The organism is Phaeobacter sp. JH204B (assembly GCF_048055755.1).
Taxonomy (GTDB): Bacteria; Pseudomonadota; Alphaproteobacteria; order Rhodobacterales; family Rhodobacteraceae; genus Phaeobacter; species Phaeobacter bryozoorum.
On sequence record NZ_JAYMXF010000030.1, the window covers coordinates 156110 to 181619 of the forward strand.

A 25510-nucleotide genomic window follows, 5' to 3' on the forward strand; every position below is an offset into this window, starting at 1 on the left:
ACATGAAAAAAGGGCCCCGCAAGCGGGGCCCTTTGTCGTCTTTGGATGATTGCAATCAGTTTGGCATCAGCGCCGGCACGATTGTCACGATGGAGGGGAACATCCACAGGATCCCCAGACCCACCACCTGGATCAGCACAAATGGCAGGATCCCGCGATAGATATGGCCTGTGGTCACCTCCTTCGGTGCCACCCCGCGCAGATAGAACAGCGCAAATCCAAACGGCGGCGTCAGGAACGACGTCTGCAGGTTCACCGCAACCATGATGGTCACCCACTTTGGATCGAAGGAGCCGCCGTAGATCACCGGCCCGACAATCGGGATCACGATGTAGATGATCTCCAGGAAGTCGAGCACGAAGCCAAGGATGAACAGCACCACCATCACGATCAGGAAGACCTTCAGCTCGCTGTCAAAGCTCTTGAGGAACTGCTGGATATAGTGTTCCCCGCCAAAGGAGATCACCACCAGATTGAGCAGCTGCGAGCCGATCAGGATGGTGAAGACCATCGACGTGACCTTGGCCGTTTCGCGCACCACCGGTGTCAGCACCCCGCCCTTGAACAGCACCCAGCAACCGTAGAGCAGCCCGAAGAGCGCAAAGAGATAGGCGCCATATGCCACACCAAAGGCGATGATGGTCTCTGCCGAAACCCCATCCTGCCCATTGATCCGCAGATCGAAGTTGACACCAACCAGGATACAGATCGCCACTGCAAGGGTTGCCCAGATGATGATCCAGCCGGATTTCCCCTGGTCCTGCAGCTTGCGGTAGGCCGCCAGCATGATGGCGCCACCGGCCCCCAGCGCCGCAGCGGGCGTCGGGTTGGTGATGCCGCCCAGAATGGACCCCAGCACCGCAATGATCAGGATCAGCGGCGGGAACACCACGCGGATCAGATCGTTCTGTGAACTGCGCACCGCCGCGACCTTGCACCCATAGAGCGCCAGGAGGCTTGGCAGCGCGATCAGCAGCACGGTGACCCCGGGCGTCGTGGTCGGTGAAATTGCCACGATATCGACCAGCGCAATCAGCAGCACGCCAATCGCCCCCAGGATCAAGGGCTTGGGATCCCGCGAGGGCGAAACCCCGCGACCAACTGCCAGCGTCAGCCCCATCAGCACCATCAACACGGTCAGACCGGTGCCAATCGGAGCTGCGGCTTCGATCTTGGCGACACGGGCTGCGGCCATCTCGTCCTCGGTCAGCTTGGTTGCCTGGGCAACGCCGCCTGCGTCGTCGATGCTCTTCTGCTCGGCGACGGCGGTATCCCAGGCCTCCTGGCCATGCAGGTCAATCATTGCCGCCTGACAGTCCGCACCCACATTGGTGCGCAGCGATGCCGTCTGCCCCGCGTCGGAGAAGGTCGAAACCGTGATGTTCTGGCTACCGATCAGGTTCACCTGGCCCAGCAGCAACGCACCGGCAATCAGCGCCACCGGCACACCGAGGAACCAGGTGAGGCCTTCGCCACGGGTGATCGGCTCGCCAGTACCGCCCTCAAGCACAACTGCCGGAGCTTTTTCCGGATTCAGCAGCGCATAGCCAAAGGCATAGAGCGCATAGAGAAGCGCCAGCAGGATACCCGGCAGCAGCGCGGCCTGGAACAGCGTCCCGACCGAAACAACCGCTGGCTCACCCAGATAGGTCAGCGCATCGGAGCAGCCGAATTCCTGCGCACGGGTTTCCTGTGCGGTGGAATAGAGATCCCCCGCAAGTGTGCCCAGAAGAACGATCACGATGGAGGGCGGAATGATCTGCCCCAGCGTGCCCGAGGCGGCGATCACACCGGTCGCCAGTTCCGGCGAATAGTTGTTGCGCAGCATGGTGGGCAGCGCCAGCAGGCCCATGGTCACCACGGTTGCGCCGACGATCCCGGTGGAGGCCGCAAGGAAAGCGCCCACAACCACGATGGAAACTGCCAGACCGCCCGGCAGCGGACCAAAGACGCGCGCCATGGTGGTCAGCAGGTCGTTGGCGATCTTCGACCGTTCCAGCGTGATGCCCATCAGGACGAACATCAGCACTGCCAGCAGGGTCTCGATCGAGGCACCGGCCAGAACCCGTTCGTTCATACGGTTCACGACAAAGGAGATGTTGCGGTCCATCGCAACTTCCCAACCCTGCGGGAACACCGCCTCGGCGACCCGTGGCAGTTCAGGATATCTGAACACCGATATGACATCCGGCTTGACGCCGGAGCCCACCAGGTCGCGATAGACCTGCGACGAGGTGTCGATGGCCTGGTGAACCAGGATCCCGGCACTGTCGAGCGCCGCAATGATCCCGAAGGAGATGATGCCGGCTCCGCCAATGGCAAAGGCCACTGGAAAGCCGGAGAGAATGCCTCCGAAAAGGCAGAAGAAGACAATGATCAGGCCGATTTCAACGCCATCAAGTCCGAATAGCATGGGGGCTGTCCCTTATTTAATGCGCGCCTTCATAGGCTTCTTCACCTTCACCAAGGCTGTCCTTGTCGAGGTGTTTGTTCTCGCTGCCGGGGCCTTCCACAAACTCAAGATACGAGCGGTAGAAAAACGCGATGGCATGCAGGAATACGATACCGGCGAATGTCACCAGAAGGATCTTGAACAGGAAGTATCCGTTGAACCCATTGGGGCTGAAGCCGATAGTCTCGATGTTCCAGCGCAGCGCGCGGGATTTCATCACCAGACGCTCCAGCGTGTCCGAGGCCGAGGGCTTCGGCACGATCAGGTGGCGCCACAGGAAGTACCAGCCATACATCCAGGTCAGCACGGCAGCGGGCATCATGAAGATCAGCGATCCCAGCATGTCCACCACCCGCTTGGCCCGGAAGCTGATGCCGGAGTAGATCAGATCGACCCGCACGTGGCCGCCCTGCACAAAGGTGTATGTGACACAAAGGCAGACCACCAAGGCATTGTAAAGCTTCAGTTCTTCTGCGAACCAGCTGATGTCTTTTTCCAGCGCGATACCCAGACCAAAGCTCATGTCCGGGCGCGCAAACACCCGCTGCATGAAGACGATGATGATCTGTTGCAGCACCATCAGAAGACCTGCCCAGGCAAACAGCCGACCCAGCGTGTTGGCAAAGCCCTCCAGTCCGCGCACGACCCCCCACATGATGGAGCGGCGATACATGCCGACCGCCGTCAGCACCAGAAACGCGGTGAAGACAACAAAGAAGAACTCAACCGACCCGCCATAGTAGACGAACCGCATGATGGAAGCCTTGTCCGACCAGTCGAGCCAGAGCTGCGGGTTGGCGACGGCATAGCCGAAGTTGTAAAAGGCGCCCGCGATGTTCTGTACCAGCCAGATCAGGCCGTCCAGTAAGGTCCCGAAAAAGGAAACGCCACTTTCGTCCTGCATTTTTCCCTCGAATAAATGCGTGCAGCGCGGGCGGTCTGGATCGTCATCATAGGGATAATAATCAGGCCGCACGGATCCTGGGACCCGATGGACACTAATGGCGCGAGCCATCCGTGTCGGCTGCTATTGCGAAAGGATCCCCCGCCGATGCGGAGGATCCGATTGAACCCACTCTTGGGGTGGTTAGCCGAGAACGCGGTCGCGCTGGGTGCGATAGGCACCTTCAGATTTGGTGATCCAGCCCGAAGAGGCTTTCATCGACGCTTCGACGCTGTTGCGGATTTTTGCGAACAGCTCGTCACCCATGAACTCGTCCAGGGTTTCCTTGGTCGCGGAGCCAAAGGCATCCCAGACGCTGTCAGGGAATTCCAGGGTCTTCACGCCACCGGTCTGCAGACGCTGAAGAGCCGCACCGTGGTTGTTCATGAACTGCGACAGGCTCCACTGGTGACCTTCGGCCGCGGCGATTTCGATGATTTTCTGATGCGCGGGCGACAGGCTGTCGAACACGTCACGGTTGGTCGCCACGGACAGCGCCGCACCCGGCTCATGGAAACCGGAGGTGTAGTAGACCTTGGTGATTTCCTGGAAGCCCATCTTCTCATCTGCCCAGGGGCCGATCCACTCGGTGCCGTCGATCGCACCGGAGGACAGCGCCTGATACACTTCGGAGCCGGGAATGTTCTGAACCGATGCGCCCAGTTTGCCGAGCGCCTTGCCGCCCAGACCCGGCATACGGAACTTCAGACCGTTGAAATCTTCGGGGCTGTTGATTTCCTTGTTGAACCAGCCGCCGGCCTGAGGGCCAGTGTTGCCGCCAAGGAAGGATTTCAGACCGAAGATCTGGCCCAGCTCATCATGCAGGGCCATGCCTTCGCCCTGGTAGTACCAGTTCACCAGTTCCTGCGGCGTCATGCCGAAAGGCACGGCAGTGAAATAGGCATAGGCCGGGTGCTGGCCGGTGAAATAATAGTCGGCACCGTGGTACATGTCGGCCTGACCGGCGGTCACCGCGTCAAATACCTCAAATGCACCAACCAGTTCGCCGGAAGCTTTGAGGTCGATGGTCAGGTCGCCATCGGACATGGCGGTGATCGAATCTGCGACGCGCTGTGCGGAGTCATGAACGCCCGCGGCGCCACGGCCCCAGGTGGTGACCATGGTCAGGGTACGCTTGCCCTGCGCATAAGCCGGTGCGGCCAGAGTGGTTGCTGCAGCGGCGCTGCCCCCCAGCGCGGATGTCTTCAAAAAGGAACGACGATCCATAGGTTTCTCCTCCCATTTAATTGGATTGCCCCGGGTCTGTGCCCGAGGCGGGTCTTGTCGAGTGACGCAAGCCTAGCTGTACGCTGCGTCATGTGAATACCTACTACTGCGTAGAAAACCGCATTTTGGACAAATTATTTGGCCAAAATCTGGGCAGCCTGTGACAACCGCCAAGGCCGATCCCGAGATTCGCGCGCTGAGCGCAGCTGTGGGGGCTTTGATTCTCCGGGCGGATTGCGTAACGATTCGACCATGCAGCTGATCCCCCAATTCTTGCGACCCAACTACGCCCAGAAGCTGTCCCTGCTGGCGACGCTGCCGCTGATCGTGGCCGGGGCCGCCATTGCCGTGCTGGTCTCCGTGCAGTCGCGCGCATTGGCCGAACGCGAGATCAAAGCGTTGGAACAGCAGCTGTTGCAGGCCAAGATGGCCGAGCTGCGCAACTATGTGACCCAGGCCCGCAATGGGTTTTCGCACATCTACGGTCTGGCGGCGCCAGATGACGAGGAGGCCAAGGAAAAGGTCACCCAGATTCTCAGTGCAATGATCTATGACCGCGACGGGTTTTTCTTTGTCTACGACTACGACGGCACCAATCTGGTTAGCCCGCGCCAGACCGAGTTCATCAACAACAACTGGAAGGGGCTGACCGATAGCCGCGGCACACCGGTCGTGGATGAATTCATCCGCTTGGCCCGTCAGGGCGCCGGATGGCACACGTTTATGTGGGAGAAACCCTCAACCGGCGAAGAGGCGCAGATGGTTGCCTATGTGCTGGGCTTGCAGGACTGGCAATGGGCCATCGGCACCGGGGTGTTCATTGACGATGTGCTGGCCTCTGTCGCGGCCTCGCGCGCCGAGGTCGAGACCCGTGTGCGCCGTACGTTCTACTACATCGGTGGCATCACCCTGTTTGCACTGGGGCTGGTCTTTGCCTCCGGCATGGTGCTGAACATCCGCGAGCGTCGTCTGGCGGACGCCAAGTTGAAAGAGCTGACCCAGCGGGTTTTCGACGCCCAGGAAGAAGAGCGCGGCCGGGTGGCGCGCGAGCTGCACGACGGGATCAGTCAGCTCCTCGTCGGGGTGCGCTACGCGCTGGACAACGCGCGCAGACGCCTGTCGCGGGGAGATTTTGACCGGGTCGAGGATCCGCTGAACAAAGGGATCTCCCATCTGGGCACCGCCATCACCGAGGTGCGCCGCATCAGCCGCGACCTGCGCCCCGGTGTGCTGGATGATCTCGGCCTTGGCCCGGCGCTGAAGGCACTGACCGATGATTTCGCCGCACGCACCGGCATCGAGACCCGTTTCAGCACTGTCGTGTTCCGCAACCGTCTGGACGGGGATGCCAAGATTGCGCTCTACCGGATCGCGCAGGAAGCGCTCACCAATATCGAACGCCACGCCGAGGCGACAGAGGTCACCATGGATCTGCGCGGACACGCGCGCGGCGCCACTATGCGGATCACCGACAATGGCCGCGGCCTGCCCCCGGTTCAGGACCGCAGCGGCCCGGGCATCGGGCTGCGCAATATGCAGGAACGAATCGAACAGCTTGACGGCACCCTCAGGATTTTGTCATCACGGGGCACGCAAAGCGGCACCGTGATCGAGGTCCTGCTGCCGCTGAGCCATCTGCTGCCCCCGGGTGATGCCTCCAAACCGGCGTCCAAGCGGGTGTCCTGAGCCAATCGGCGCTCTTGCCAGACTGTCGCCGCCGCACCGGTGGATGCACGCGACGGGCTGGACCGCGCCACGCCAAATGAGGGGGGAGACCATGCCAAATACCATTCGCGTTCTGATCGTTGACGATCACCCGATGGTCGCCGAGGGCATTCAATCCATCCTTGAAAGCTATGACGATATCGAGGTTGTCGGCATCCCCGGCAACGGCGAAGAGGCGGTGGCCGAGGCCCGCGCGCTGAAACCCGATGTGATCCTGATGGATCTCAATATGCCGAAACTGGGCGGGTTGAGCGCCACGGAAATCATCCTCGAACAGACCCCTGCCACCCGCATCCTGATCCTGTCCATGCACGACAGCCCCGAATATATCTCCAGCGCGCTGGCGCATGGGGCCATGGGCTATGTGCTGAAAGATGTCCCAACCGAGGAGATCCGCCAGGCCATCGACACGGTGATGCGTGGCGAGACCTATCTCTGCACCGGCGCCGAAGGCTCGCTGAAGCCCAAGGACGACCCCGCCCGCGAGGCGCTGACCGGACGTGAGCAGACCATTCTGCTCGAACTCGCACAGGGCAAATCCAACAAGGACGTTGCCCTGGCGCTGGATATCTCGGTGCGCACCGTGGAAACCCATCGCAAGAACATCAAACGCAAGCTTGGCATTTCCTCGACCGCCGGTCTCACACGCTACGCGCTTGAACATGGCGTGCTGCAGGGCACCGGTCACAGTTTCTGACCCGCCCACCCCGCCGCCTGGTGGCAGAGCTAAAATTGCGCCGCAATGCAGCAGAAACTCCCGCAAACTAGGTCCGAAGCGCCTCGCAATTTGGCAAAACGCCGTCGCGCGTGATCTGACTTTGGCCTTTGGTTCAGGGAGATTTTCGACTTTAGGGCCGAAGTGGTCCGATTTTCGGCCGCGCGAAAGGCGAAAATGTCTCCAGGAACCCCGCTAGCGCAACAAAATGTCCGAAACTGGGGTATTTTCGGTTCATTTCCCTGTTGACGCCCCCGGCCACCGGTCCTAAGGTCCGCTGCAACGCTAAAGGAGCCAACACGATGAATATCCTAGTCGTAGTCGTAGGAACCACGCGCATGGGCCGGTAACGGTAGACCATAATCGAACCCATGCGCCTCCGACCAGAAATCGGGGGCTTTTTTTATGCGAAACGGACGATGCCGCCAATTGGAGCTAAAGCAGATGAAACGTGAGATGACCGGCGCAAAAATGGTTGTTCAGGCCCTGAAGGATCAGGGGGTGGACACTGTCTTTGGCTACCCCGGCGGTGCCGTTCTGCCGATCTATGACGAGATCTTTTTGCAGAATGATATCCGGCACATTCTTGTGCGCCATGAACAGGGCGCGGTTCACGCCGCCGAAGGCTATGCCCGCTCAACCGGCAAGCCCGGTGTTGTTCTGGTGACCTCCGGTCCCGGCGCCACCAATGCGGTGACCGGCCTGACCGACGCGCTGCTGGATTCCATTCCGCTGGTTGTTCTCACCGGTCAGGTTCCAACCTTCATGATTGGCTCCGATGCCTTTCAGGAAGCCGACACCGTGGGCATCACCCGGCCCTGCACCAAACACAACTGGCTGGTGAAAGACACCGAAAAGCTGGCCAGCACCCTGCATGAGGCCTTTCATGTCGCCACTGCCGGCCGCCCCGGTCCGGTACTGATCGACATCCCGAAGGATGTGCAGTTTGCCACCGGCACCTATCAGGGGCCGAAACCCGCCGCGTCGCATTACCAGCCGCCGGTGAAGGGCGATCTGGAGGCCATCACCGAGCTGGTGGCGGCGATGGAAACCGCAAAACGCCCGGTATTCTACACCGGCGGTGGCGTGATCAACTCCGGCCCCGGCGCCAGCCAGCTGCTGCGCGAGCTGGCCGAGGCCACAGGCATTCCGGTGACCTCCACGCTGATGGGGCTTGGGGCCTATCCGGCCTCGGGCAAGAACTGGCTCGGGATGCTGGGGATGCACGGTCTTTACGAGGCCAATATGGCCATGCACGGCTGCGACCTGATGATCAATATCGGCGCCCGCTTTGATGACCGCATCACCGGTCGTCTGGATGCCTTCAGCCCGAAATCGACCAAGGCGCATATCGACATCGACCCCTCGTCGATCAACAAGGTGATCCGCGTCGATATTCCGATCGTCGGCGACATCGGCCACGTGCTGGAAGACGTTCTGAAAGTCTGGAAGAGCCGCGGCCGCAAGGTGAACAGCGCTGCCATCGCAAAATGGCAGGAGCAGATCACCGAATGGCGCAATATTCGCTGTCTGTCCTACACCGCCTCGGAGACCTCCATCAAACCGCAATACGCGCTGGAGCGTCTGGAAGCCCTGACCAAGGACCGCAACCGCTACATCACCACCGAAGTGGGGCAGCACCAGATGTGGGCCGCACAGTACCTCGGCTTTGAGGATCCCAACCGCTGGATGACCTCCGGTGGTCTGGGCACCATGGGCTATGGCACACCGGCCTCGATCGGCGTGCAGGTCGCGCACCCCGATGCGCTGGTGATCAACGTCGCAGGTGAGGCCTCCTGGCTGATGAACATGCAGGAGATGGGCACCGCCGTGCAGTACCGCCTGCCGGTGAAACAGTTCATCCTCAACAATGAACGTCTGGGCATGGTGCGCCAGTGGCAGGAGCTGCTGCACGGCGAACGCTACAGCCATTCCTGGTCCGAAGCCCTGCCCGATTTCGTCAAGCTCGCCGAGGCCTTTGGCGCCAAGGGCATCATCTGCAAGGATCCCAAGGATCTGGATGATGCGATCATGGAGATGCTCGACTATGACGGGCCGGTGATCTTTGACTGTCTGGTGGAGAAGCACGAAAACTGCTTCCCGATGATCCCCTCGGGCAAGGCGCATAACGAAATGCTGCTGGGCGATGCCGAGACCCAAGGCGTCATCCAATCCGGCGGCGCGGTGCTGGTTTAACCCGGTTCAGGAACAGATACAGCGGGGCGCTATCGCCCTGCCCCGATTTCTAGGAAAGGGACGTAAATGTCTGCCCTACACATCAAAAAAGGCTCCACCAGCCATTCTGCCTATAACCTACGCCCGAATTTTTCGGATGTTCAGGAACGCCACACCATCACCATTCTGGTGGAAAACGAACCCGGTGTTCTGGCCCGTGTGATCGGCCTGTTCTCGGGTCGGGGTTACAACATCGACAGCCTCACCGTGGCCGAGGTCGATCACACCGGCCATCTGTCGCGCATCACCATCGTCACCACCGGCACGCCGCAGGTGATTGAGCAGATCAAGGCGCAGCTGGGCCGGATCGTTTCGGTACATGAAGTCACCGACCTCACCGTCGCAGGCCCCTTTGTCGAGCGGGAACTCGCCATTGTGAAAGTGGTCGGCGAAGGCGACAAGCGCGTGGAAGCCATGCGGTTGGCGGATATTTTCCGCGCCAAGGTTGTCGACACCACGCTCAACAGCTTCATTTTTGAACTGACCGGCGCACCCGACAAGATCGACGCCTTTGCCGAGATGATGCGCCCGCTGGGCCTGACCAAGATCGCCCGCACCGGCGTAGCTGCCCTGCTGCGCGGAAATTGATCATTCCGACAGGATGACAAAAGGGCTGCGCCATCGCGCAGCCCTTTTTCGTGTCCCATACAAACTGATCCGATCACGCTCCTGCGGCGGATCCGCTCTGCAGATCAGCTACGGATCAGCTTTCGATCAGCGCTGCGCCGTTTCGCCTGCGCGCGGGCGTCGCGGGCCTGTTTGTCAGGGAAGGACAAAATGGTCGCGCTGGACGGCTGGCTATCACCGGCACCACGAACAGGCGCTTTTACCTCATGGGCGTTATGCTCCGGGTAGACCGAGGGATCCACAAACAAGGGATCGTGGCGCGCGTCCTCCCAGGTCATCACCGTCGCCTCCGAGCGGCTGTTGGGCAGCGATTGGCTGGCTTCATGCTCGGCATCGCCAAGCTTCGCCGCCAGTTCCGGACTCTGGCTTTCTTGGATGACATGCAGATCGCTGGCGAACCGCAACGCGCCCTTGGTCTCAACCCGAAAAGCGACGCAGTCACCCTTGCGCAGCTCTATGGGTTCATCGAGCGAGGTCCAGCGATAATATACCAGATCACCGTGATCTTCGCTCCAGATCACCGCCTGCCGCAGATCGTAGTCCGTCCAAAGAACGACGCCAATCATATCATACCTCACATTGGTCCCGAGCTATTCTGGGATAAATCATGGCAAAGGAACACCAAAAACCTGTAACAAGATCTGTGTCAATTTGTGTCCGGTTTGCGCAAAATTGATGCTGGATAGCGTCAGATCCTCATGTATTATCTACAAGGGTATTAGGGAGTCCCTAGGGAAACCACAAGATCTGGTGTAACACCCGGTCCACGACACAGAGGGAGCCAATCTTGAACCAGGCCGATCGTTCGCCGGCGGAACTGCGCAATATGTTCGGTGCCAACCTGCGTCAGCTCGCCAAGGGCTACCGCTCAATTTCGGATCTGTCTCGACGCCTCGGGATCAATCGCACCCAGTTCAACCGCTACCTGACCGGCGAGAGCTTCCCCCGCCCTGACGTGCTGGACCGGATCTGCAATTTCTTTGACGTTGATGCGCGGATTCTGCTGGATCCCGTCGATCAGCTCTCCTGCAAAGGCCAGATCCTTCAGGGGCCGTTCCTCGGCGATTTTCTTGGCCCCGGCGTTGCCAATGTGACCGAGGCATTCTTTCCCTCCGGCCTCTATCAGTTCGTACGCCGCAGCTTTGTACGCACGGATCGCTATATCCTGGGGTTGGCGCTGGTCTTTCGCACCGAGGGCATCACCTACCTACGCGGTTATGAAGCGAAATCCGCCATGCGCTACCAGGGCCTGCCGTCGGATCCGCAATCACGGGAGTTCCGTGGCTACGCCTCGGCCCATGATGATGGGGTGGCCTTCCTGCTGTCGCGGCGTGGCGGGCGGACCTCCTCCTTCAACTATCTGGCCAATGTGCCGTCAATGCAGGCCAACATCTGGGCAGGCTATGTTGCGCGCACCAGCCGCGAAAGCGACACGTCGGACCGGGTAACCCGCATGGTCTATGAACATCTCGGCCAGGATCCCGCCGCCATCCTCGGCGCCGCGCGCCGGGCCGGGTTCATAGAACAGCATGAGCTGAGCCCGTTTCAGCAGCGGTTGCTCGGCGTGGGAACCCGGTTTCGCTAGCTGCCGCTCAGGCTGCGGTCGCGATCAGCCGATAGATATGCCAGCTGGCATGGCCGAGCAATGGCAGCACCAGAAACAGCCCCAGAAACCCCGGCACCATGGCCAAGAATGTGGCTATGGCAATGCCTGCGGCCCAGACAAGCATCACCAGAAAATTGGCCTGCACATAGGAAAAACTGGTGATCATCGCGGTGACAAAATCCACCTCACGATCCAGCAGCAACGGCAGGGAAATCACTGTGATCATGTAAAGCAGCAGCGCAAATACCGCCCCGACCAGGCTGCCGACCAGCAGCATGGTTATCCCGTTTGCCGTCAGGAAAACCTCGGGCGAGCTGGAGATATTGGTCATCGTCGAATGGCCCAGAAACAGCGCAAAGATCATATGACCAAGGAAGAACCAGAACAGGAAGACAATGATGATGATGGCGCAGATCGACGGCAGCTGACGGCGGCTCTGTTGCAGCACAACGCTCAGGATCGCGCCAAAACCCAGCGCCCGCCCCTGTTCCAGCCGGTGCGAGACCTCATATAGGCCGACCGCGGCAAAAGGGCCGACCAACGGAAAGCCGATGGCCGCCAGAACCAGCCAGAAGGTTGTGCCGGTCGCAACGGTAATCCAGGCCATGATCCAGCCCGCCAGTACATAGACCCCAGCAAAGAATAGCCCATAGCCCGGTTTGGCCCGAAAATCAGCCCATCCGCGCCGCAGCGCCTGCCCCAGGGTCGACAGGGTCATCGGCTGCAACTGCGGCACGCCAAAGGCTTTTTCGTCCATATGAGGATCTCCTTACAGGGGCGTGTCCGAGCACGGCAGCTCGGGCGGGCGCCGCTCTGGCCAGCAAGTCGCAAGATGATACTGCTGCCCCAGCGCCAGCAGGTCACGGTCGCGGCCATGGGCGGAAAAGATCTGCAGGCCCATCGGCAGCTGACCAGCTCCAAACCCCGCCGGAGCCGCCAGACAGGGCAGGCCCAGCAGGCTGACCGGTGTCACCACCTCCATCCAGCGGTGGTAACTGTCCATCGCGGTGCCGTTGATCGCCTGCGGGTGCTCAAGCGTGATATCAAAGGGCCAGCATTGCGCGGTCGGCAGCACCAGCGCGTCATACTGCGAAAACAGACGCGCCGCGACGCGTTGCCAGTCCGACCGCAAATCAGATGCTGCCTGAACCTCCTGCCCGCTCAGCGCCATGCCCCGTTCCAGCTCCCATTGGGCGCTGGCTTTCAGCTGTTGCCGCTGCCCGGAAAACACCCTGAGACCAGAGGCCACGGAAAAGGAACGCAGCGTGCTCCAGCTCTGCCAGATCCGCTCCGCCGCAAAAGGCGGTGCAATCGGCTCGACCTGATGTCCCAAGCCGCGCAGCACCTCCAGCGCGGCCTCGCAGGTCTCCAATATGCCCGCCTCCATCGGATAGGCACCGCCCCAATCTGCAAGCCAGCCAATGCGCATCGGTCGCGCGGCAGGCAGGGGGGCGACACCATCCGCCGCCGCAAACCCGGTCGAGAACGGCTGACGCGGATCGGGACCGGAGAGAACATCCAGCAGCAGCGCCAGATCCTCGGGGCTGCGGGCCATCGGCCCATTGGTGGACAGCGGATGCAGGAACAGATCGCCGCGTGGCTCATTCGGAACCCGTCCCCAGCTGGGACGGAAACCGTAGACATTACACCAGCCGGCAGGGTTGCGCAGAGATCCCATCATGTCGGACCCGTCCGCCAGTGCCACCATCCCGGTCGCCAATGCCACCGCCGCGCCGCCGGAGGAACCGCCGCAGCTGCGGCTGCGGTCATAGGGGTTGGCCGTCGCCCCGTAGACCGGGTTATAGGTATGCGACCCAAGGCCGAATTCCGGGGTGTTGGTCTTGCCGATAATCACAGCCCCCGCCGCCCGCAACCGCGCCACCATCAGATCGTCCGTCTGCGGCACGAAATCTGCGAGCAATGGCGAACCCTGCGTCGAAGGAACACCAGCCACATTTGCGAGATCCTTGACCGCCATCGGCAGCCCGTTCAGCGGCCCCCGCGTCTCTGCCCGATCGGCAGCGGCCGCCTCGGCAAGCAGCACGTCTCGCGCCCGCAGGGCCACAATTGCATTGACGCTCGGGTTGATCGCCTCGATGCGGTCCAGCGTCTCCTCCATCAGCGCCTCTGCGCGACGACGCCCGGTCGAAAGATCGCGCAGGATCTCGCGGGCGCTGGTCTGGATCTGGGTCATCTCCGGGGGCTCCTGGCTGGCAGATGATGTCAGCCTAGCCGCAGCAAAACACAAAGAAAACCCGCTTGCCAAGGCAAACGGGTCTGCAAATTCTCAACCGGGGGTGCTGCTATCGCAAAGCGGCAGGATGCCGCGTCGAAATCACTCGCCCTGCGCTTCCGAGCGGCTCTTTCCGGCGACGTTCAACGCCAGCGTTGCCGCCATGAACCCGTCCAGATCGCCGTCCAGCACACCTTTGGTGTCGGAGGTCTCGTGCTGCGTGCGCAGATCCTTCACCATCTGGTAGGGCTGCAACACGTAAGAACGGATCTGGTTACCCCAGCCGGCATCGCCCTTGGCCTCATGGGCGGCGTTGATATCGGCGTTCCGGCGGTCCAGCTCCAGCTGATAGAGCCGCGACTTCAGCGCTTTCATGGCGATGTCACGGTTCTGGTGCTGCGACTTCTCGGAGGAAGTGACCACGATGCCGGTGGGCACGTGGGTGATGCGGACCGCAGAATCGGTGGTGTTGACGTGCTGGCCACCGGCACCGGAGGAGCGATAGGTATCCACCCGAATATCCGACGGGTTCACCTCGATCTCGATATTGTCGTCCACCACAGGGTAGACCCAGACCGAGCTGAACGAGGTGTGGCGCTTGGCTGCGGAATCATAGGGGGAAATCCGCACCAGACGGTGCACGCCGCTTTCCGACTTCAACCAGCCATAGGCGTTGTGGCCCGAAATCTTGTAGGCGGCGGATTTGATCCCCGCCTCTTCGCCCGCGCTTTCGGACTGCAGTTCAACCTTGTAACCCTTCTTCTCTGCCCAGCGGACATACATCCGTGCCAGCATCGACGCCCAGTCGCAGCTCTCGGTGCCGCCAGCGCCTGCGTTGATCTCAAGGAAGGTGTCATTGCTGTCGGCCTCGCCATCCAGCAGCGCCTCCAGCTCCTTTTCGGCGGCCTTTTCCTTCAGCGCCTTCAGCGCGGCCTCGGCATCGGCGATGACCTCATCGTCCTCTTCCATCTCGCCCAGCTCGATCAGCTCCATATTGTCGCTGAGATCCTGCTTGATGGATTTATAGGTGTCGATTGCATCAACCAGCATCTGCCGGTCGCGCATCAGGGCCTGCGCCGCCTCGGCGTCGTCCCACAGGTTGGGATCCTCAACGCGGGCGTTGAACTCTTCCAGGCGGAACTCTGCGGTTTCCCAATCCAGACGCTGCGCCAAAAGCTCCAGCGACTTTTCGATATCGGCCACGATGTTCTGAGTTTCGGCGCGCATGGCAATCCCTTGAAATCACGTATCAGGCCTGCGTGATAAACCACCCGCGCCCTGCGGGCAAGCCGACGCAGCAGGCAGCAGCGCGATTGGCGCACCACGTCACCGCACAGCATAAAACGGGGCGGGGTCATGATTTCCACGCCCCGCCCAACAGATAGGTTCGCGCTAAACAGTCGGCGTCAATAAAGCCCGCCGGAACTGATGGTGCCAAAACTCGCCTTCGGTCCCAGAACCGCCGTGCCACCATCCGATGTGGTCACCCGGCGTGCTGATTGCGCGGCTTCCTCAAACAGCGGCAGGTTCGACCCCATCGCAAAACCACCGTCAAATGCCAGACCAAAGATCGGCTCCTCACCATCGCGGAAATACTCCGCTACCACATTGGCCCCCGAAGCCGCATCGGCAAGGCGCGCACCAGTGTAGCGGTCGATCTTGATGAAATGGCCGCCCTCCGGCACCGCGAACTTACCACCGCCATATTTGGCCGTCGCTTTCTGCATGAACTGCTGGAACACCGGACCACACATGGTGCCACCATAGGCGCCGCGGCCCATCGGACGCGGCTGGTCATAACCCATGTAACAGCCCGCCACGATATTGGAGGTAAAACCGACAAACCACACATCGCGCGAGTCATTGGTGGTGCCGGTTTTGCCTGCGGTCGGCACCGGCAGGTTGATCACGCTGGAGGCGGTTCCACGCTCCACAACGCCCCGCATCATCGAGGTGAGCTGATAAGCGGTGATCGGATCCATCACCTGCTCGCGGTTGTCCACGATCCGGGGCGCCTGCCCCGGTGCCAGCGCAGGCGAGGCGCAGTCCACGCAGTCACGGTCATCATGGCGATAGATGGTCTCGCCCCGGCGGTCCTGAATGCGGTCCACAAGTGTCGGCTGCACCCGTTCGCCGCCATTGGCAAACATCGCATAGGCCGCCACCATCTTGTAGAGTGTAGTTTCCTCGGCCCCCAGCGAGTTGGCAAGGAAAGCCCCCATATTGTCATAGACCCCAAAACGCTCCGCATAGCCTGCAACCACCTCCATGCCGACCTCCTGGGCCAGTCGGATGGTCATCAGGTTCCGGCTCATCTCGATTCCGGTCCGTAGCGGTGTCGGGCCGTAGAACTTGTTGGTGGAGTTCTTGGGGCGCCACAGCCCCTGCGGGGTGTTGATCTCGATCGGGGCGTCCACAACGATGGTCGCAGGGCTATAGCCGCTGTCCAAAGCTGCCGCATAGACAAAGGGTTTGAAGCTGGAGCCCGGCTGGCGCTGCGCCTGGGTCGCGCGGTTGAACACCGAATGCTGGTAGGAGAACCCGCCCTGCATGGCCAGAACCCGGCCCGTGTTCACATCCATCGCGACAAAGCCGCCCTGCACTTCCGGCACCTGACGCAGCGACCAATGTTGCAGTGCGCCGTCCTTTTCGACCGCGCGGACCAGCACCACATCCCCGGTGGCGAGATTGTCCTTGAAGCTGCCCTTCATCCATTTGATGTCAGAGCGCGGAACCGAGCCGATTTCGGCCACCTCCTCGACGCCTACGCTGATGCTCTGGTCACCGACCTCCAGCACAACCGCCGGATGCCATTTGCCGCCCAGTTCGATATCACGCGGCACGGCAGCAGCGCTGAGCGCCGCGCGCCAGCTGTCTTCGGATGCCAACAGATCGGCGTCCAGCGTCACGCCAGTGCCCCGCCAGGTGCCACGCGACCGGTCATAGTCCTGAAGACCCGCACGCAGCGCAACAGCGGCCTCGGCCTGCATCTCCTCGTCGATCGTCGCCCGCACCGTAAAGCCGCCGGTGAAGAATTCGCCCTCGCCAAAATCCTCCGAAAGCTGACGACGGATTTCATCGGTAAAATAATCGCGCGGCGGCAGCGCGGTGCGGAAGCTCTCAAAATCACCATTCTGCACCGAGCGCAGCGGCAGATCGACCTCGACCTTGTAAACCGCATCAGAGATATAGCCGTTTTCGCGCATCTCGCGCAGCACGTAGTTGCGGCGGGTCAGCAGGCGGTCCTTTTGGCGGACCGGGTGATAATCCGACGGCGCCTTTGGCATGGCGGCCAGCGTCGCGGCCTCATGCGGGGCCAGTTCGCTCAGTGTCTTGTTGAAATAGGTCTGGGCGGCGGCTGCCACGCCATAGGAGTTCTGCCCCAGAAAGATCTCGTTCATGTAAAGTTCGAGAATGTCTTCCTTGCTCAGGGTATCTTCCAGACGGGAAGCCAGGATCAGCTCCTTCACCTTCCGCTCCGCCTTGCGGTCCCCGGAGAGCAGGAAGTTCTTCATCACCTGCTGGGTGATGGTGGAGGCGCCGCGCACGTTCGACCCGCGCGAGCGCACCGCCTCGACCGCCGCCGCGGCGATGCCGCGCATGTCATAGCCCTTGTGGCTGTAGAAATTCTTGTCCTCGGCCGAGATGAAAGCCTGTTTGACCAGATCGGGAATTTCCTCGGAGGGCGTGAACAGGCGGCGTTCCTGGGCAAATTCGTCAATCAGCTGCCCCTCGCCGGAGTAGATCCGGCTGATCGTCGGCGGCTGATACTGCGCCAGCGATTCATGGCTGGGCAGGTCCCGGCCATAGATCCAGAACACCGCACCAATGGTCAGCGCGATCATCGCGATGCCCAGCGTGATGGTGCTGAAGATGGAACCAAAGAACGATAGAATATATCTGACCACTGTAGAGCCTTTCTCGCGCAGTGCCGCCTATATAGGTGCAGCGGCGCGTGGGGTCAAAACGGGAAACGGCATATTGATGCCGCTGACCCGGAGAAAACAGGGGGAAAGCGACGCTGGCCGTCCCCGGATATCAAACGCCGCTGGGCCAGATCCGTTCCGCCTGACCGGCGATCCCGGCGAGCGGCAGCTACTGACGCACCAGCGGGCGGGTCTCATCATCGGCAATGCGCCAGGACAAAAGCCCATTCAGGATGCCCCGCGCCGTGCGTTCGCGCCACTCCGGGTCCATCAGATTGGCCAGATCGCGCGGGCTGGACAGGAATCCGATTTCCACCAGCGCCGAGGGGATGTCGGCCGATTTTAGCACAGAAAAGCCCGCCTCGCGCAGCGGTCGGCGGTTCATTGCCCCACCTTGGGTCTTGAGCCCCTTGACCAGCGCCCGGGCCAGCGCCTGACTGCGCGGATGTGTCTCCACCCGCGCCAGATCCAGCAGCACATCGGTCACCCGGTCATCGACCTGACTCAGATCGGCCCCCGCGAGCAGATCACCGCGTTCATGACGTTCCACCAGCGTCGCCGAGGCCGCATCAGAGGCGTCTTTTGACAGCGTGTAGACCGTGGTGCCATGAGCGCGCCCTTCCGACAGGCTGTCGGCATGAAGCGACAGGAACAGATCCGCCTTGGCCTGATGCGCCAGCGCGATCCGCCGCTCAAGCGAGACGAAGTAATCGTCGTCGCGCGTCAGCTGCACATTGAACTGGCCCGACCGCACCAGCATCTCGCCCAGTTCGATGGCGAATTGCAGCATCAGATCCTTCTCCTGCACCAGACCGCCCTGAACAAAGGCCTCCGCCCCCGGATCAATGCCGCCATGACCCGGATCAATCACCACCAAGAGCGGCGCCAGCGAATCCTTATCCTCGGGTGCGATCATTGGCGTTGGTGCGGGCAGATCCCAGCGGGCATCGCGCGGCGCGCCGGTGGTTTTGGCAAATTGCTCCGCGCTCGTTTCGCGCAGGGCAACGGTCAGCCCCGCAGCCGCTGTCACCGGATCAACCTCCATCGCCGCCGTCTCGACCTGCATTGGGCGCGTCAACTCCAGCACCAGCCGCGACCAGCCCGGCACATAGGTGCCAAACTGCGCCGTCCGTATGCCGTCCTCTGTCACCAGCGCCTCGGCGCCGAGGCCGCTCCAGTCGACCTCCTGAAAATCCAGCACCACGCGCGGCGGGCCATCCAGCGTGAACAGCCGATACGGCACCCCCTGGCTCAGCGCCAATGTCACATCCACCCCCGAGCGGCGATCGGCGGCGCGGCTGTCCTGCGGCAGGATCCGCGCCAGACCGCTGAAGCCCTGCCCGCTGATCTGACTGCTGGCAGCAGCTGTTTCCTCAGCGACAACCGGCGGCGTCATCGCGATCACCAGGGCCGGCAGCAGCGCTGCGAGGGCTTTTATAGGTCTGCTCATGGCTGTTGCTCCGCCCGTTTTTTTGTATTGCCCTGCCATAAGGACACAGGATGGCCGCGCGGCTGGTGGCGGCACGGCTTTTGGCCAAAGACTAAGCCATCGCGAGGCCTGATTGCCAGCCTCATCCGCTTGCCCCGCACGGCCTGCCCTTTCGCGACGCGCTCTCAGACCCGACGCTGCTCCATAAAGCTCTTGAGCCGCGCCAGCCCCTCTTCGATATCCGCCGTCGACCGCGCATAGGAGAACCGCAGGGTGGTCGCGCCGCGCTTGGGATCGAAATCCAGCCCCGGCGTCACCGCCACCCCGGCCTGATCCAGGATTTCCTTGGCAAAGGCGCGGCTGTCATTGGTCAGCTCGGAAACATCCGCATAAACGTAGAACGCCCCGTCCGGTGGCGCGATCCGGTCAAACCCGGCCTTTGGCAACCCCTCCAGCATCAGCGCCCGGTTGCGCGCATAGACCGCCAGATTCTCCTCCAGCTCCGCACCGCAGTCCATCGCCGCAAGCGCGGCAACCTGACTGGCATGAGGCGCGCAGATGAACATGTTCTGCGCGATGCGCTCGACCACCCGTACGTGGTCTTCCGGCACCACCATCCAACCCACGCGCCAGCCAGTCATGGAGAAATACTTGGAAAAGGAATTGATCACATAGCACTCATCAGTCACCTCAAGTGCGGTGACCGCTTTCGCGTCATATTCGATGCCGTGATAAATCTCATCCGAGATAAACGCCGCCCCCTGCCCCTGTGCCGCATCAATCAGCGCCGCCATCGCATCCCGGTCCAGCATGGTGCCGGTCGGGTTGGCCGGTGAGGCCACCATCAGACCCGCCAGATCCAGCCCCGCCAGATCCTGCGGCACCGGTTGCAGGCGGTGATCAAGCGAGGTTTCGATATCAACAGGCGTCAGCCCCAGCGCATGCAGAATCTGACGGTAGGAGGGATAGCCCGGCGCACCGATGCCGACCCGGTCGCCACTGTCAAAAAGCGCAGTAAAGCTCAGCAGGAACGCCCCCGAAGAGCCCGGCGTGATCACCACCCGCTCCGGATTCAGATCAACATTGTACCAGTCGCCATATAGCTGCGCGATCCGCTTGCGCAGCGCCGGCAGACCCAGCGCCACCGTATAGCCGAGGCTGTCGCGATCCAGCGCCTCCGCCAGCGCCCTGCGCGCGGCATCCGGCGCGCCGGTTGAGGGCTGGCCCACCTCCATATGAATGATATGGCGTCCAGCTTCCTCGGCCCGGCGTGCGGCGTCCATCACATCCATCACAATGAAGGGATCCACGTTGGACCGGCTTGAGTTTCGCATGTTGATCTCCCATGGTGCGGCCATGACCTTTGACCGCTTCTCCCGCCTCACGTCAATCCCGGCTCTGGCCCTTGCCGCGCTGTGTTTCGTCGCGGGGTCACTGGCCCCCGCGGCGCAGGCGGCCTCGATCTCGCTGCTGCGCGATCCTGATATCGAACGCGGACTGAACGAGCTGGCAGCCCCGGTGCTGCGCGCCGCCGGGCTGAATGCCAAACGGGTGCGGGTGCTGGTGGTCAATGACGGCTCCTTCAATGCTTTCGTCATCGATTCCCAAACGATTTTCATACATTACGGGCTGATCCTGAAGGTGGACCGCCCCGAGATGCTGCAGGCGGTGATTGCCCATGAGGCCGCGCATATCACCAATGGCCACCTGTCCCGGCGGATGCAGAACATGCGCTCTGCGCGCTCCGCGGCGGGGCTTGGCGCGGCTCTTGCGGTGCTGGCGGCTGCCGCTGGCGCCGGGGAAGCCGCCGCCGGAATCGCGCTTGGCACGCAATCCTCCGCGCTGCGCGGCTTTCTGGCTCATACCCGCGCCGAGGAAGCCTCCGCCGACCGCACCGCCGCAGGCATCCTGCGACGGGCCGGTGTCAGCCCGCGCGGACTGGTCGATGTGCATAAGATCTTTGCCGGGCAAGAGCTGCTGAGCCCGGTCAATCAGGATCCCTATATGCGCTCGCATCCGCTCAGCCGCGACCGGATCCGCGCCGCCGAGGCCTATCTTGCGAGCCACGGTGACAGCGCCAAACCCGATGCCAACGCGATCTATTGGTTTGCGCGGGTGCGCGGCAAGCTGTCAGCCTTTACCCGGTCACCCAAATGGACCCTGCGCCGGATCGGGGATGAGCCTTACAAGGATGTGCGCCTGATGCGCGAAGCCATCGCCCATCACCGCCGCAACGATCTGAACAAGGCCCTGCGCGCCATCGACGGCGCCCTCGCGATCCGCCCCTCCGATCCCTATTTTCAGGAGCTGAAAGGCCAGATCCTGATGGAGAACCGCCGCTGGCAGCCGGCACTTGCCGCCTATGGCCGGGCCGTTCAGAAGGCGGGGCGTGATCCGCTGATCCTCGCCAGCCTTGGACGCGCGCAATTGGCGGCGGGCCAGCCGAAAGCGGCGCTGAAATCCCTTGAGGCCTCCCGCGCGCAGGATTTCCGCAACGCCAACATGCTGCGGGACATGGCGCAGGCCTACGCGAAACTTGGCCAGTCCGGCATGGCAGCACTGGCCACCGCCGAGCGCTATGCGCTACAGGGTCGGCTGAAGGATGCGGGTCTCCATGCCAAACGGGCCACCGCGCAGCTGCCCACCGGATCCCCTGCCTGGCGACGTGCACAAGATGTGCTGATTGCCGCCGAACAACACGAAAAAAGGAAATCGAGATGACCCGTATTGCCCGCCTTCCCGCCCCGGCGCTGCCTGTTCTGTCGGCGGCCGCCCTGTCGCTTGGGCTGATGATCGCTCCCGCCGCTTCGGCGCTCGACCTCGGCAAGATGAGCGCCGAGGAACGCGCCGCCTTTGGCGCCGAGGTGCGTGCCTATCTGCTGGAGAACCCGGAAGTGATCCTGGAGGCTGTCAACAAGCTGGAACAGCAGCAGGCCGCCGATGAGGCCGCCCGCGACGATGCGCTGGTGGCCGAGAATATGACCGCGCTGCATGATGACGGGTTTTCCTGGGTCGGCGGCAACCCCGAGGGCGATATCACGCTGGTCGAATTTATGGACTACCGCTGCGGCTACTGCCGCCGCGCCGCGCCAGAGGTGGAAAAACTGGTCTCCGGCGATGGCAATATCCGCCTGATCATCAAGGAATTCCCGATCCTCGGCGAGGCTTCCGTGCTGACCTCGCGGTTTGCGATCGCCACCAAGATGGTCGCCGGGGATGAAGCCTACAAGATGGTGCATGACGCGCTGATCACCCTCGGAGGCGAGCCGAACGAAGGCACGCTGCGCCGTCTGGCAGAGGGGCTGGATCTGGACGCCGATGCGATCCTCGCGCGGATGTCAGATCCCGAGATTGCCCGTCAGCTGCAGGAAACCCGCGCGCTGGCCCAGCAGCTGGCGATTTCGGGCACCCCGACCTTTGTCCTCGGCGATGAGCTGCTGCGTGGCTACCTGCCCGCCGATCAGATGGAAATCATGGTCGCCGAGATCCGCGAGAACCGCAGCTGATCTTTCTGGGGGTGTGACGCAGGTTGCCCCCTATATGCAGGGCGGACTGGGGGCCTGCGCCCAGGCACAGGTCACACTGGGGGCCAGCCCACAGACCCCCGGAGTATTTCTGGAAAGATGACGGGCGAAACAGACACGAGAAAAGGGCGCTGATGTCATCATAGCGCCCTTTTGCTCATCTCGTTGTCAGTTTGTGGTCGCGGATCTATTCCGCCGCGGCGGCCTCTGCATCCAGCTGAGCCGCCTTTTTCTCTACCTCTTCGACGATGTGATCCACCATCTGATCATTGGACATCTTGTGGCTGGCCTTGCCGGCCAGATAAACCATGCCGGATCCCGCGCCGCCACCGGTGAAACCCACGTCTGTCATCAACGCCTCGCCCGGGCCATTCACCACACAGCCGATGATGCTGAGGCTCATCGGGGTCTTCACATGTTCCAGGCGCTTTTCGAGCGCCTCCACCGTCTTGATCACATCAAACCCCTGCCGCGCGCAGCTGGGACAGGAGATGATATTGACGCCACGGTGGCGCAGGCCGAGGGATTTCAGGATTTCAAAGCCCACTTTCACCTCTTCCACCGGATCGGCGGAGAGGCTGACCCGCAGCGTGTCACCGATGCCCATCCACAACAGCTGGCCAAGGCCGATGGCGGATTTGATGGTGCCGGAGACAAAGCCCCCGGCCTCGGTGATGCCAAGGTGGATCGGCGCATCGGTTGCCTCGGCCAGCTGCTGATAGGCGGCGGCGGACATGAAAACGTCGGAGGCTTTGACCGAAATCTTGAACTCGTGAAAATCGTGATCCTGAAGGATACGGATGTGATCCAGACCGCTCTCCACCATCGCCTCTGGGCAGGGTTCGCCGTATTTGTCGAGGAGGTGTTTTTCCAGCGAACCGGCGTTGACGCCGATGCGGATCGAACAATTGTGGTCGCGAGCCGCTCGGATCACTTCGGCCACGCGTTTTTCATCGCCGATGTTGCCCGGGTTGATGCGCAGGCAGGCAGCGCCAGCTTCGGCGGCCTCGATGCCGCGTTTGTAGTGGAAGTGGATATCGGCAACGATGGGCACCGGGCTTTCGCGAACGATTTCCTTTAGTGCCTTGGAGGAGGCCTCATCCGGGACCGAGACCCGGACGATATCGGCGCCAGCCTCCGCTGCGGCCTGCACCTGGGCCACCGTCGCGGCAACATCCGTGGTCAGCGTATTGGTCATCGTCTGCACCGCAATCGGCGCATCGCCACCCACAGGCACATTGCCGACATGGATCTGGCGGCTCTTGCGGCGTTCGATGTGGCGCCAGGGGCGAATGTGGTTGATCGACATGAGGTCCGGTCCGCGCTGTTCAGGGTTCCGGGCATAGATACGCGCAGTCTCGCGCAGCTTCAATGGGAGGCGGGCAATCCTGAAGGTCGCAGGCCAGATGTCGCAATCACCACGCGTGGCCCATGAGGGAGGCCCGGGCTCAGAAAGGTCAGCTGTATGGCAAAGGCAGGTCCGACGCCCCGGCTGGAGACATCCGGCCGGACGGGGCCTATTCGCCCGTGGTCTCGGTCACGGGAACGGTGAGGCTGCTGGCCTGCAATTCAGCGACCAGCGTGGCCAGTGCGCTGTTGCGATCCTCGCTCAGATCGGCCAGCGCAAACCGTTCGGTGAGCGCATCGGAGGACAGCACGACGTTCTTCGTCACCTGCCCCCGTTCGCCGACCGGTCCGTAATGGGCGCCGTTCACTGCGAAGTAGATCGCGCCGCTCTCGCCGGTGCGCAGCAGCGGTGCCTCTTCGGTGGCGGGAATTTCGAAATGCTGACCCGGCTCCATGATGGTTTCAAAGATCACGCTGCCATCCACGGCAGTGACCTGAACCCAGGACGGGCGCACGGCGACCATCTGCAGCGCGGGCGCGGTCTCTTCCACGACCTGCGGCATGGCGGGCAGCGGTGCTGCCGTGCTGAGGCTGGCATCTGCCAGCGCAACCGAGGGCAGCTCCGGCATGACAAAATTGCCGAAGCCGCGTGGATCAAGCGTCGCGATCGGGCCGTCGCGCGGCACCATGACCGGCACGTCCAGCGCCTGCGGGCGATAGAGCCGATCCAGCGCCTCAAGTGCGGGATCTTCGTTCTGGGCATCCCCCTCGCGGGCAGCACCGGCCAGCGGATCCAGATCAGCCAGCACGATGGGGGTCTGATCCACCGGCGCCATCTGCACCTGCTGGACCTCTTTCAGAACCGCCCAACCGCCGTAGCCAATGCCGCCGATCAGCGCCACCAGCACCGCAAGCGACCCCACCGCGCGCAACTCGATCTGGCTGAAGACGCTGCTGGCTGCGGGTACGAAGGGAGTATTGGGAGAGGTGAAGGCATCGCTGCGCAGCCCACCCATGCCGGTTGCAATCGGTTTCCCGGCGGATTTGCGCACTGATGCCTCGGCGGACATGCCATGGGCCACCTGGAAACCGCTTTCCTGGCAGAAGGCGTCAAATGTGGTGTCGGGATCCATATTGAGATAGCGCGCATAAGAGCGCACGTAACCCGCAATAAAACCCGGCGTGTCAAAGACAGTCGGGTCAGAATTCTCAATCGCGGCGATGTAGGAGGCTTTGATCCGCAGCTCACGTTGGACATCCAGCAGCGACTTGCCCATCGTGGCCCGTTCACCGCGCATAATGTCACCCAACCGAAGCTCGTAATCATCAAAGCTGCGAGGCCTTGGCGATTCGTCGTGCGTCTTCGATTTGCGCTGAGTAAGGCGCCCGATCATGCCTGCTGTCCCATTTTAGCCTGCCGCATTCGACATTCAGGACGTCATGGATCCGCGGAATGCGATTCGCCTGCGCCCTTTGATTATGGTCATACTACCACAATCTTACCATTTTGACACAGCGCTA

General features: G+C 62.0%; 19 protein-coding genes. 7 read left to right on the forward strand and 12 right to left on the reverse strand.

Annotated elements, in window-relative coordinates:
- Positions 1–55: 55 nt before the first annotated feature.
- The 3 genes from VXL81_RS17190 to VXL81_RS17200 all read right to left on the reverse strand — a co-directional run bounded on the left by VXL81_RS17190 (position 56) and on the right by VXL81_RS17200 (position 4622).
- Entirely contained in the window at positions 56–2413 is a 2358-nt protein-coding gene (locus tag VXL81_RS17190) for a TRAP transporter large permease (protein WP_416555377.1), read from the reverse strand.
- 16 nt (positions 2414–2429) lie between these two features.
- Positions 2430–3356: a TRAP transporter small permease subunit gene (locus tag VXL81_RS17195; protein ID WP_416534232.1), complete on the reverse strand. Its 927-nt coding sequence runs from the start codon at positions 3354–3356 to the stop codon at positions 2430–2432.
- Between the two features lie 183 nt (positions 3357–3539).
- A complete protein-coding gene (locus VXL81_RS17200; protein WP_340545908.1) occupies positions 3540–4622 on the reverse strand; it encodes a TRAP transporter substrate-binding protein in 1083 nt (360 codons plus the stop codon).
- A gap of 252 nt (positions 4623–4874) precedes the next feature.
- Here VXL81_RS17200 and VXL81_RS17205 point away from each other — a divergent pair, with 252 nt between their 5' ends.
- The 4 genes from VXL81_RS17205 (at position 4875) to ilvN (ending at position 9885) form a co-directional block, all read left to right on the forward strand.
- The gene (locus tag VXL81_RS17205; RefSeq protein WP_340545909.1) at positions 4875–6308 is read left to right on the forward strand and encodes a cache domain-containing protein; all 1434 of its coding nucleotides are present in this window, start codon (positions 4875–4877) and stop codon (positions 6306–6308) included.
- Positions 6309–6399: 91 nt separating this feature from the next.
- Positions 6400–7044, forward strand: coding sequence for a response regulator transcription factor (locus VXL81_RS17210; RefSeq protein WP_416534233.1), 645 nt, complete (start codon positions 6400–6402; stop codon positions 7042–7044).
- A 462-nt stretch (positions 7045–7506) separates the two neighbouring features.
- Positions 7507–9258 (forward strand): acetolactate synthase 3 large subunit, encoded by a 1752-nt coding sequence (locus VXL81_RS17215; RefSeq protein ID WP_340545911.1) that lies wholly within the window; start codon positions 7507–7509, stop codon positions 9256–9258.
- Positions 9259–9324: 66 nt separating this feature from the next.
- The gene (gene ilvN, locus VXL81_RS17220; protein ID WP_340545912.1) at positions 9325–9885 is read left to right on the forward strand and encodes an acetolactate synthase small subunit; all 561 of its coding nucleotides are present in this window, start codon (positions 9325–9327) and stop codon (positions 9883–9885) included.
- A gap of 104 nt (positions 9886–9989) precedes the next feature.
- Here the strand turns inward: ilvN and VXL81_RS17225 are convergent, their stop codons facing one another.
- Positions 9990–10490 carry a hypothetical protein gene (locus tag VXL81_RS17225; RefSeq protein ID WP_340545913.1) on the reverse strand — a complete coding sequence of 167 codons (501 nt, stop codon included), beginning with the start codon at positions 10488–10490 and terminating at the stop codon, positions 9990–9992.
- Positions 10491–10750: 260 nt separating this feature from the next.
- Between VXL81_RS17225 and VXL81_RS17230 the strand changes: the two genes are divergently transcribed.
- Complete coding sequence (locus VXL81_RS17230; RefSeq protein ID WP_340546329.1) at positions 10751–11509, forward strand: helix-turn-helix domain-containing protein; 759 nt, start codon at positions 10751–10753, stop codon at positions 11507–11509.
- Between the two features lie 7 nt (positions 11510–11516).
- On the opposite strand, the gene VXL81_RS17235 is transcribed toward VXL81_RS17230, so the two are convergent.
- The 6 genes from VXL81_RS17235 to VXL81_RS17260 all read right to left on the reverse strand — a co-directional run bounded on the left by VXL81_RS17235 (position 11517) and on the right by VXL81_RS17260 (position 20452).
- Entirely contained in the window at positions 11517–12287 is a 771-nt protein-coding gene (locus VXL81_RS17235) for a DUF2189 domain-containing protein (RefSeq protein ID WP_340545914.1), read from the reverse strand.
- A 12-nt stretch (positions 12288–12299) separates the two neighbouring features.
- Positions 12300–13724, reverse strand: coding sequence for an amidase (locus VXL81_RS17240; protein WP_416555379.1), 1425 nt, complete (start codon positions 13722–13724; stop codon positions 12300–12302).
- A gap of 141 nt (positions 13725–13865) precedes the next feature.
- Complete coding sequence (prfB, locus tag VXL81_RS17245; protein WP_340545916.1) at positions 13866–14990, reverse strand: peptide chain release factor 2; 1125 nt, start codon at positions 14988–14990, stop codon at positions 13866–13868.
- A 179-nt stretch (positions 14991–15169) separates the two neighbouring features.
- Positions 15170–17671 (reverse strand): penicillin-binding protein 1A, encoded by a 2502-nt coding sequence (locus tag VXL81_RS17250; protein ID WP_416534237.1) that lies wholly within the window; start codon positions 17669–17671, stop codon positions 15170–15172.
- Positions 17672–17858: 187 nt separating this feature from the next.
- Entirely contained in the window at positions 17859–19139 is a 1281-nt protein-coding gene (locus VXL81_RS17255) for an N-acetylmuramoyl-L-alanine amidase (protein ID WP_416555381.1), read from the reverse strand.
- A 164-nt stretch (positions 19140–19303) separates the two neighbouring features.
- Positions 19304–20452 (reverse strand): pyridoxal phosphate-dependent aminotransferase, encoded by a 1149-nt coding sequence (locus VXL81_RS17260; RefSeq protein ID WP_340545918.1) that lies wholly within the window; start codon positions 20450–20452, stop codon positions 19304–19306.
- Here VXL81_RS17260 and VXL81_RS17265 point away from each other — a divergent pair.
- Together VXL81_RS17265 and VXL81_RS17270 are read left to right on the forward strand one after the other, a co-directional pair.
- Complete coding sequence (locus tag VXL81_RS17265) at positions 20451–21839, forward strand: M48 family metalloprotease (RefSeq protein WP_340545919.1); 1389 nt, start codon at positions 20451–20453, stop codon at positions 21837–21839. The genes VXL81_RS17260 and VXL81_RS17265 overlap by 2 nt on opposite strands.
- The gene (locus VXL81_RS17270) at positions 21836–22624 is read left to right on the forward strand and encodes a DsbA family protein (protein ID WP_416534240.1); all 789 of its coding nucleotides are present in this window, start codon (positions 21836–21838) and stop codon (positions 22622–22624) included. Before VXL81_RS17265 ends, VXL81_RS17270 begins: the two co-directional genes overlap by 4 nt.
- Before the next feature lie 205 nt (positions 22625–22829).
- Here VXL81_RS17270 and ispG read toward each other — a convergent pair whose 3' ends face one another.
- Together ispG and VXL81_RS17280 are read right to left on the reverse strand one after the other, a co-directional pair.
- Positions 22830–23951, reverse strand: a complete 1122-nt coding sequence (gene ispG / locus VXL81_RS17275; RefSeq protein ID WP_340545921.1) for a flavodoxin-dependent (E)-4-hydroxy-3-methylbut-2-enyl-diphosphate synthase — start codon at positions 23949–23951, stop codon at positions 22830–22832.
- 208 nt (positions 23952–24159) lie between these two features.
- Positions 24160–25383 carry a helix-turn-helix domain-containing protein gene (locus tag VXL81_RS17280; RefSeq protein WP_340545922.1) on the reverse strand — a complete coding sequence of 408 codons (1224 nt, stop codon included), beginning with the start codon at positions 25381–25383 and terminating at the stop codon, positions 24160–24162.
- Positions 25384–25510 lie beyond the last annotated feature (127 nt).

What these genes read in the sequence shown, in the direction of transcription:
- VXL81_RS17190 (WP_416555377.1), bottom strand. Translation starts at nt 2,413, where the DNA reads ATGCTATTCGGACTTGATGGCGTTGAAATCGGCCTGATCATTGTCTTC.
- VXL81_RS17195 (WP_416534232.1), bottom strand. Translation starts at nt 3,356, where the DNA reads ATGCAGGACGAAAGTGGCGTTTCCTTTTTCGGGACCTTACTGGACGGC.
- VXL81_RS17200 (WP_340545908.1), bottom strand. Translation starts at nt 4,622, where the DNA reads ATGGATCGTCGTTCCTTTTTGAAGACATCCGCGCTGGGGGGCAGCGCC.
- VXL81_RS17205 (WP_340545909.1), top strand. Translation starts at nt 4,875, where the DNA reads ATGCAGCTGATCCCCCAATTCTTGCGACCCAACTACGCCCAGAAGCTG.
- VXL81_RS17210 (WP_416534233.1), top strand. Translation starts at nt 6,400, where the DNA reads ATGCCAAATACCATTCGCGTTCTGATCGTTGACGATCACCCGATGGTC.
- VXL81_RS17215 (WP_340545911.1), top strand. Translation starts at nt 7,507, where the DNA reads ATGAAACGTGAGATGACCGGCGCAAAAATGGTTGTTCAGGCCCTGAAG.
- ilvN (WP_340545912.1), top strand. Translation starts at nt 9,325, where the DNA reads ATGTCTGCCCTACACATCAAAAAAGGCTCCACCAGCCATTCTGCCTAT.
- VXL81_RS17225 (WP_340545913.1), bottom strand. Translation starts at nt 10,490, where the DNA reads ATGATTGGCGTCGTTCTTTGGACGGACTACGATCTGCGGCAGGCGGTG.
- VXL81_RS17230 (WP_340546329.1), top strand. Translation starts at nt 10,751, where the DNA reads ATGTTCGGTGCCAACCTGCGTCAGCTCGCCAAGGGCTACCGCTCAATT.
- VXL81_RS17235 (WP_340545914.1), bottom strand. Translation starts at nt 12,287, where the DNA reads ATGGACGAAAAAGCCTTTGGCGTGCCGCAGTTGCAGCCGATGACCCTG.
- VXL81_RS17240 (WP_416555379.1), bottom strand. Translation starts at nt 13,724, where the DNA reads ATGACCCAGATCCAGACCAGCGCCCGCGAGATCCTGCGCGATCTTTCG.
- prfB (WP_340545916.1), bottom strand. Translation starts at nt 14,990, where the DNA reads ATGCGCGCCGAAACTCAGAACATCGTGGCCGATATCGAAAAGTCGCTG.
- VXL81_RS17255 (WP_416555381.1), bottom strand. Translation starts at nt 19,139, where the DNA reads ATGAGCAGACCTATAAAAGCCCTCGCAGCGCTGCTGCCGGCCCTGGTG.
- VXL81_RS17265 (WP_340545919.1), top strand. Translation starts at nt 20,451, where the DNA reads ATGTTGATCTCCCATGGTGCGGCCATGACCTTTGACCGCTTCTCCCGC.
- VXL81_RS17260 (WP_340545918.1), bottom strand. Translation starts at nt 20,452, where the DNA reads ATGCGAAACTCAAGCCGGTCCAACGTGGATCCCTTCATTGTGATGGAT.
- VXL81_RS17270 (WP_416534240.1), top strand. Translation starts at nt 21,836, where the DNA reads ATGACCCGTATTGCCCGCCTTCCCGCCCCGGCGCTGCCTGTTCTGTCG.
- ispG (WP_340545921.1), bottom strand. Translation starts at nt 23,951, where the DNA reads ATGTCGATCAACCACATTCGCCCCTGGCGCCACATCGAACGCCGCAAG.
- VXL81_RS17280 (WP_340545922.1), bottom strand. Translation starts at nt 25,383, where the DNA reads ATGATCGGGCGCCTTACTCAGCGCAAATCGAAGACGCACGACGAATCG.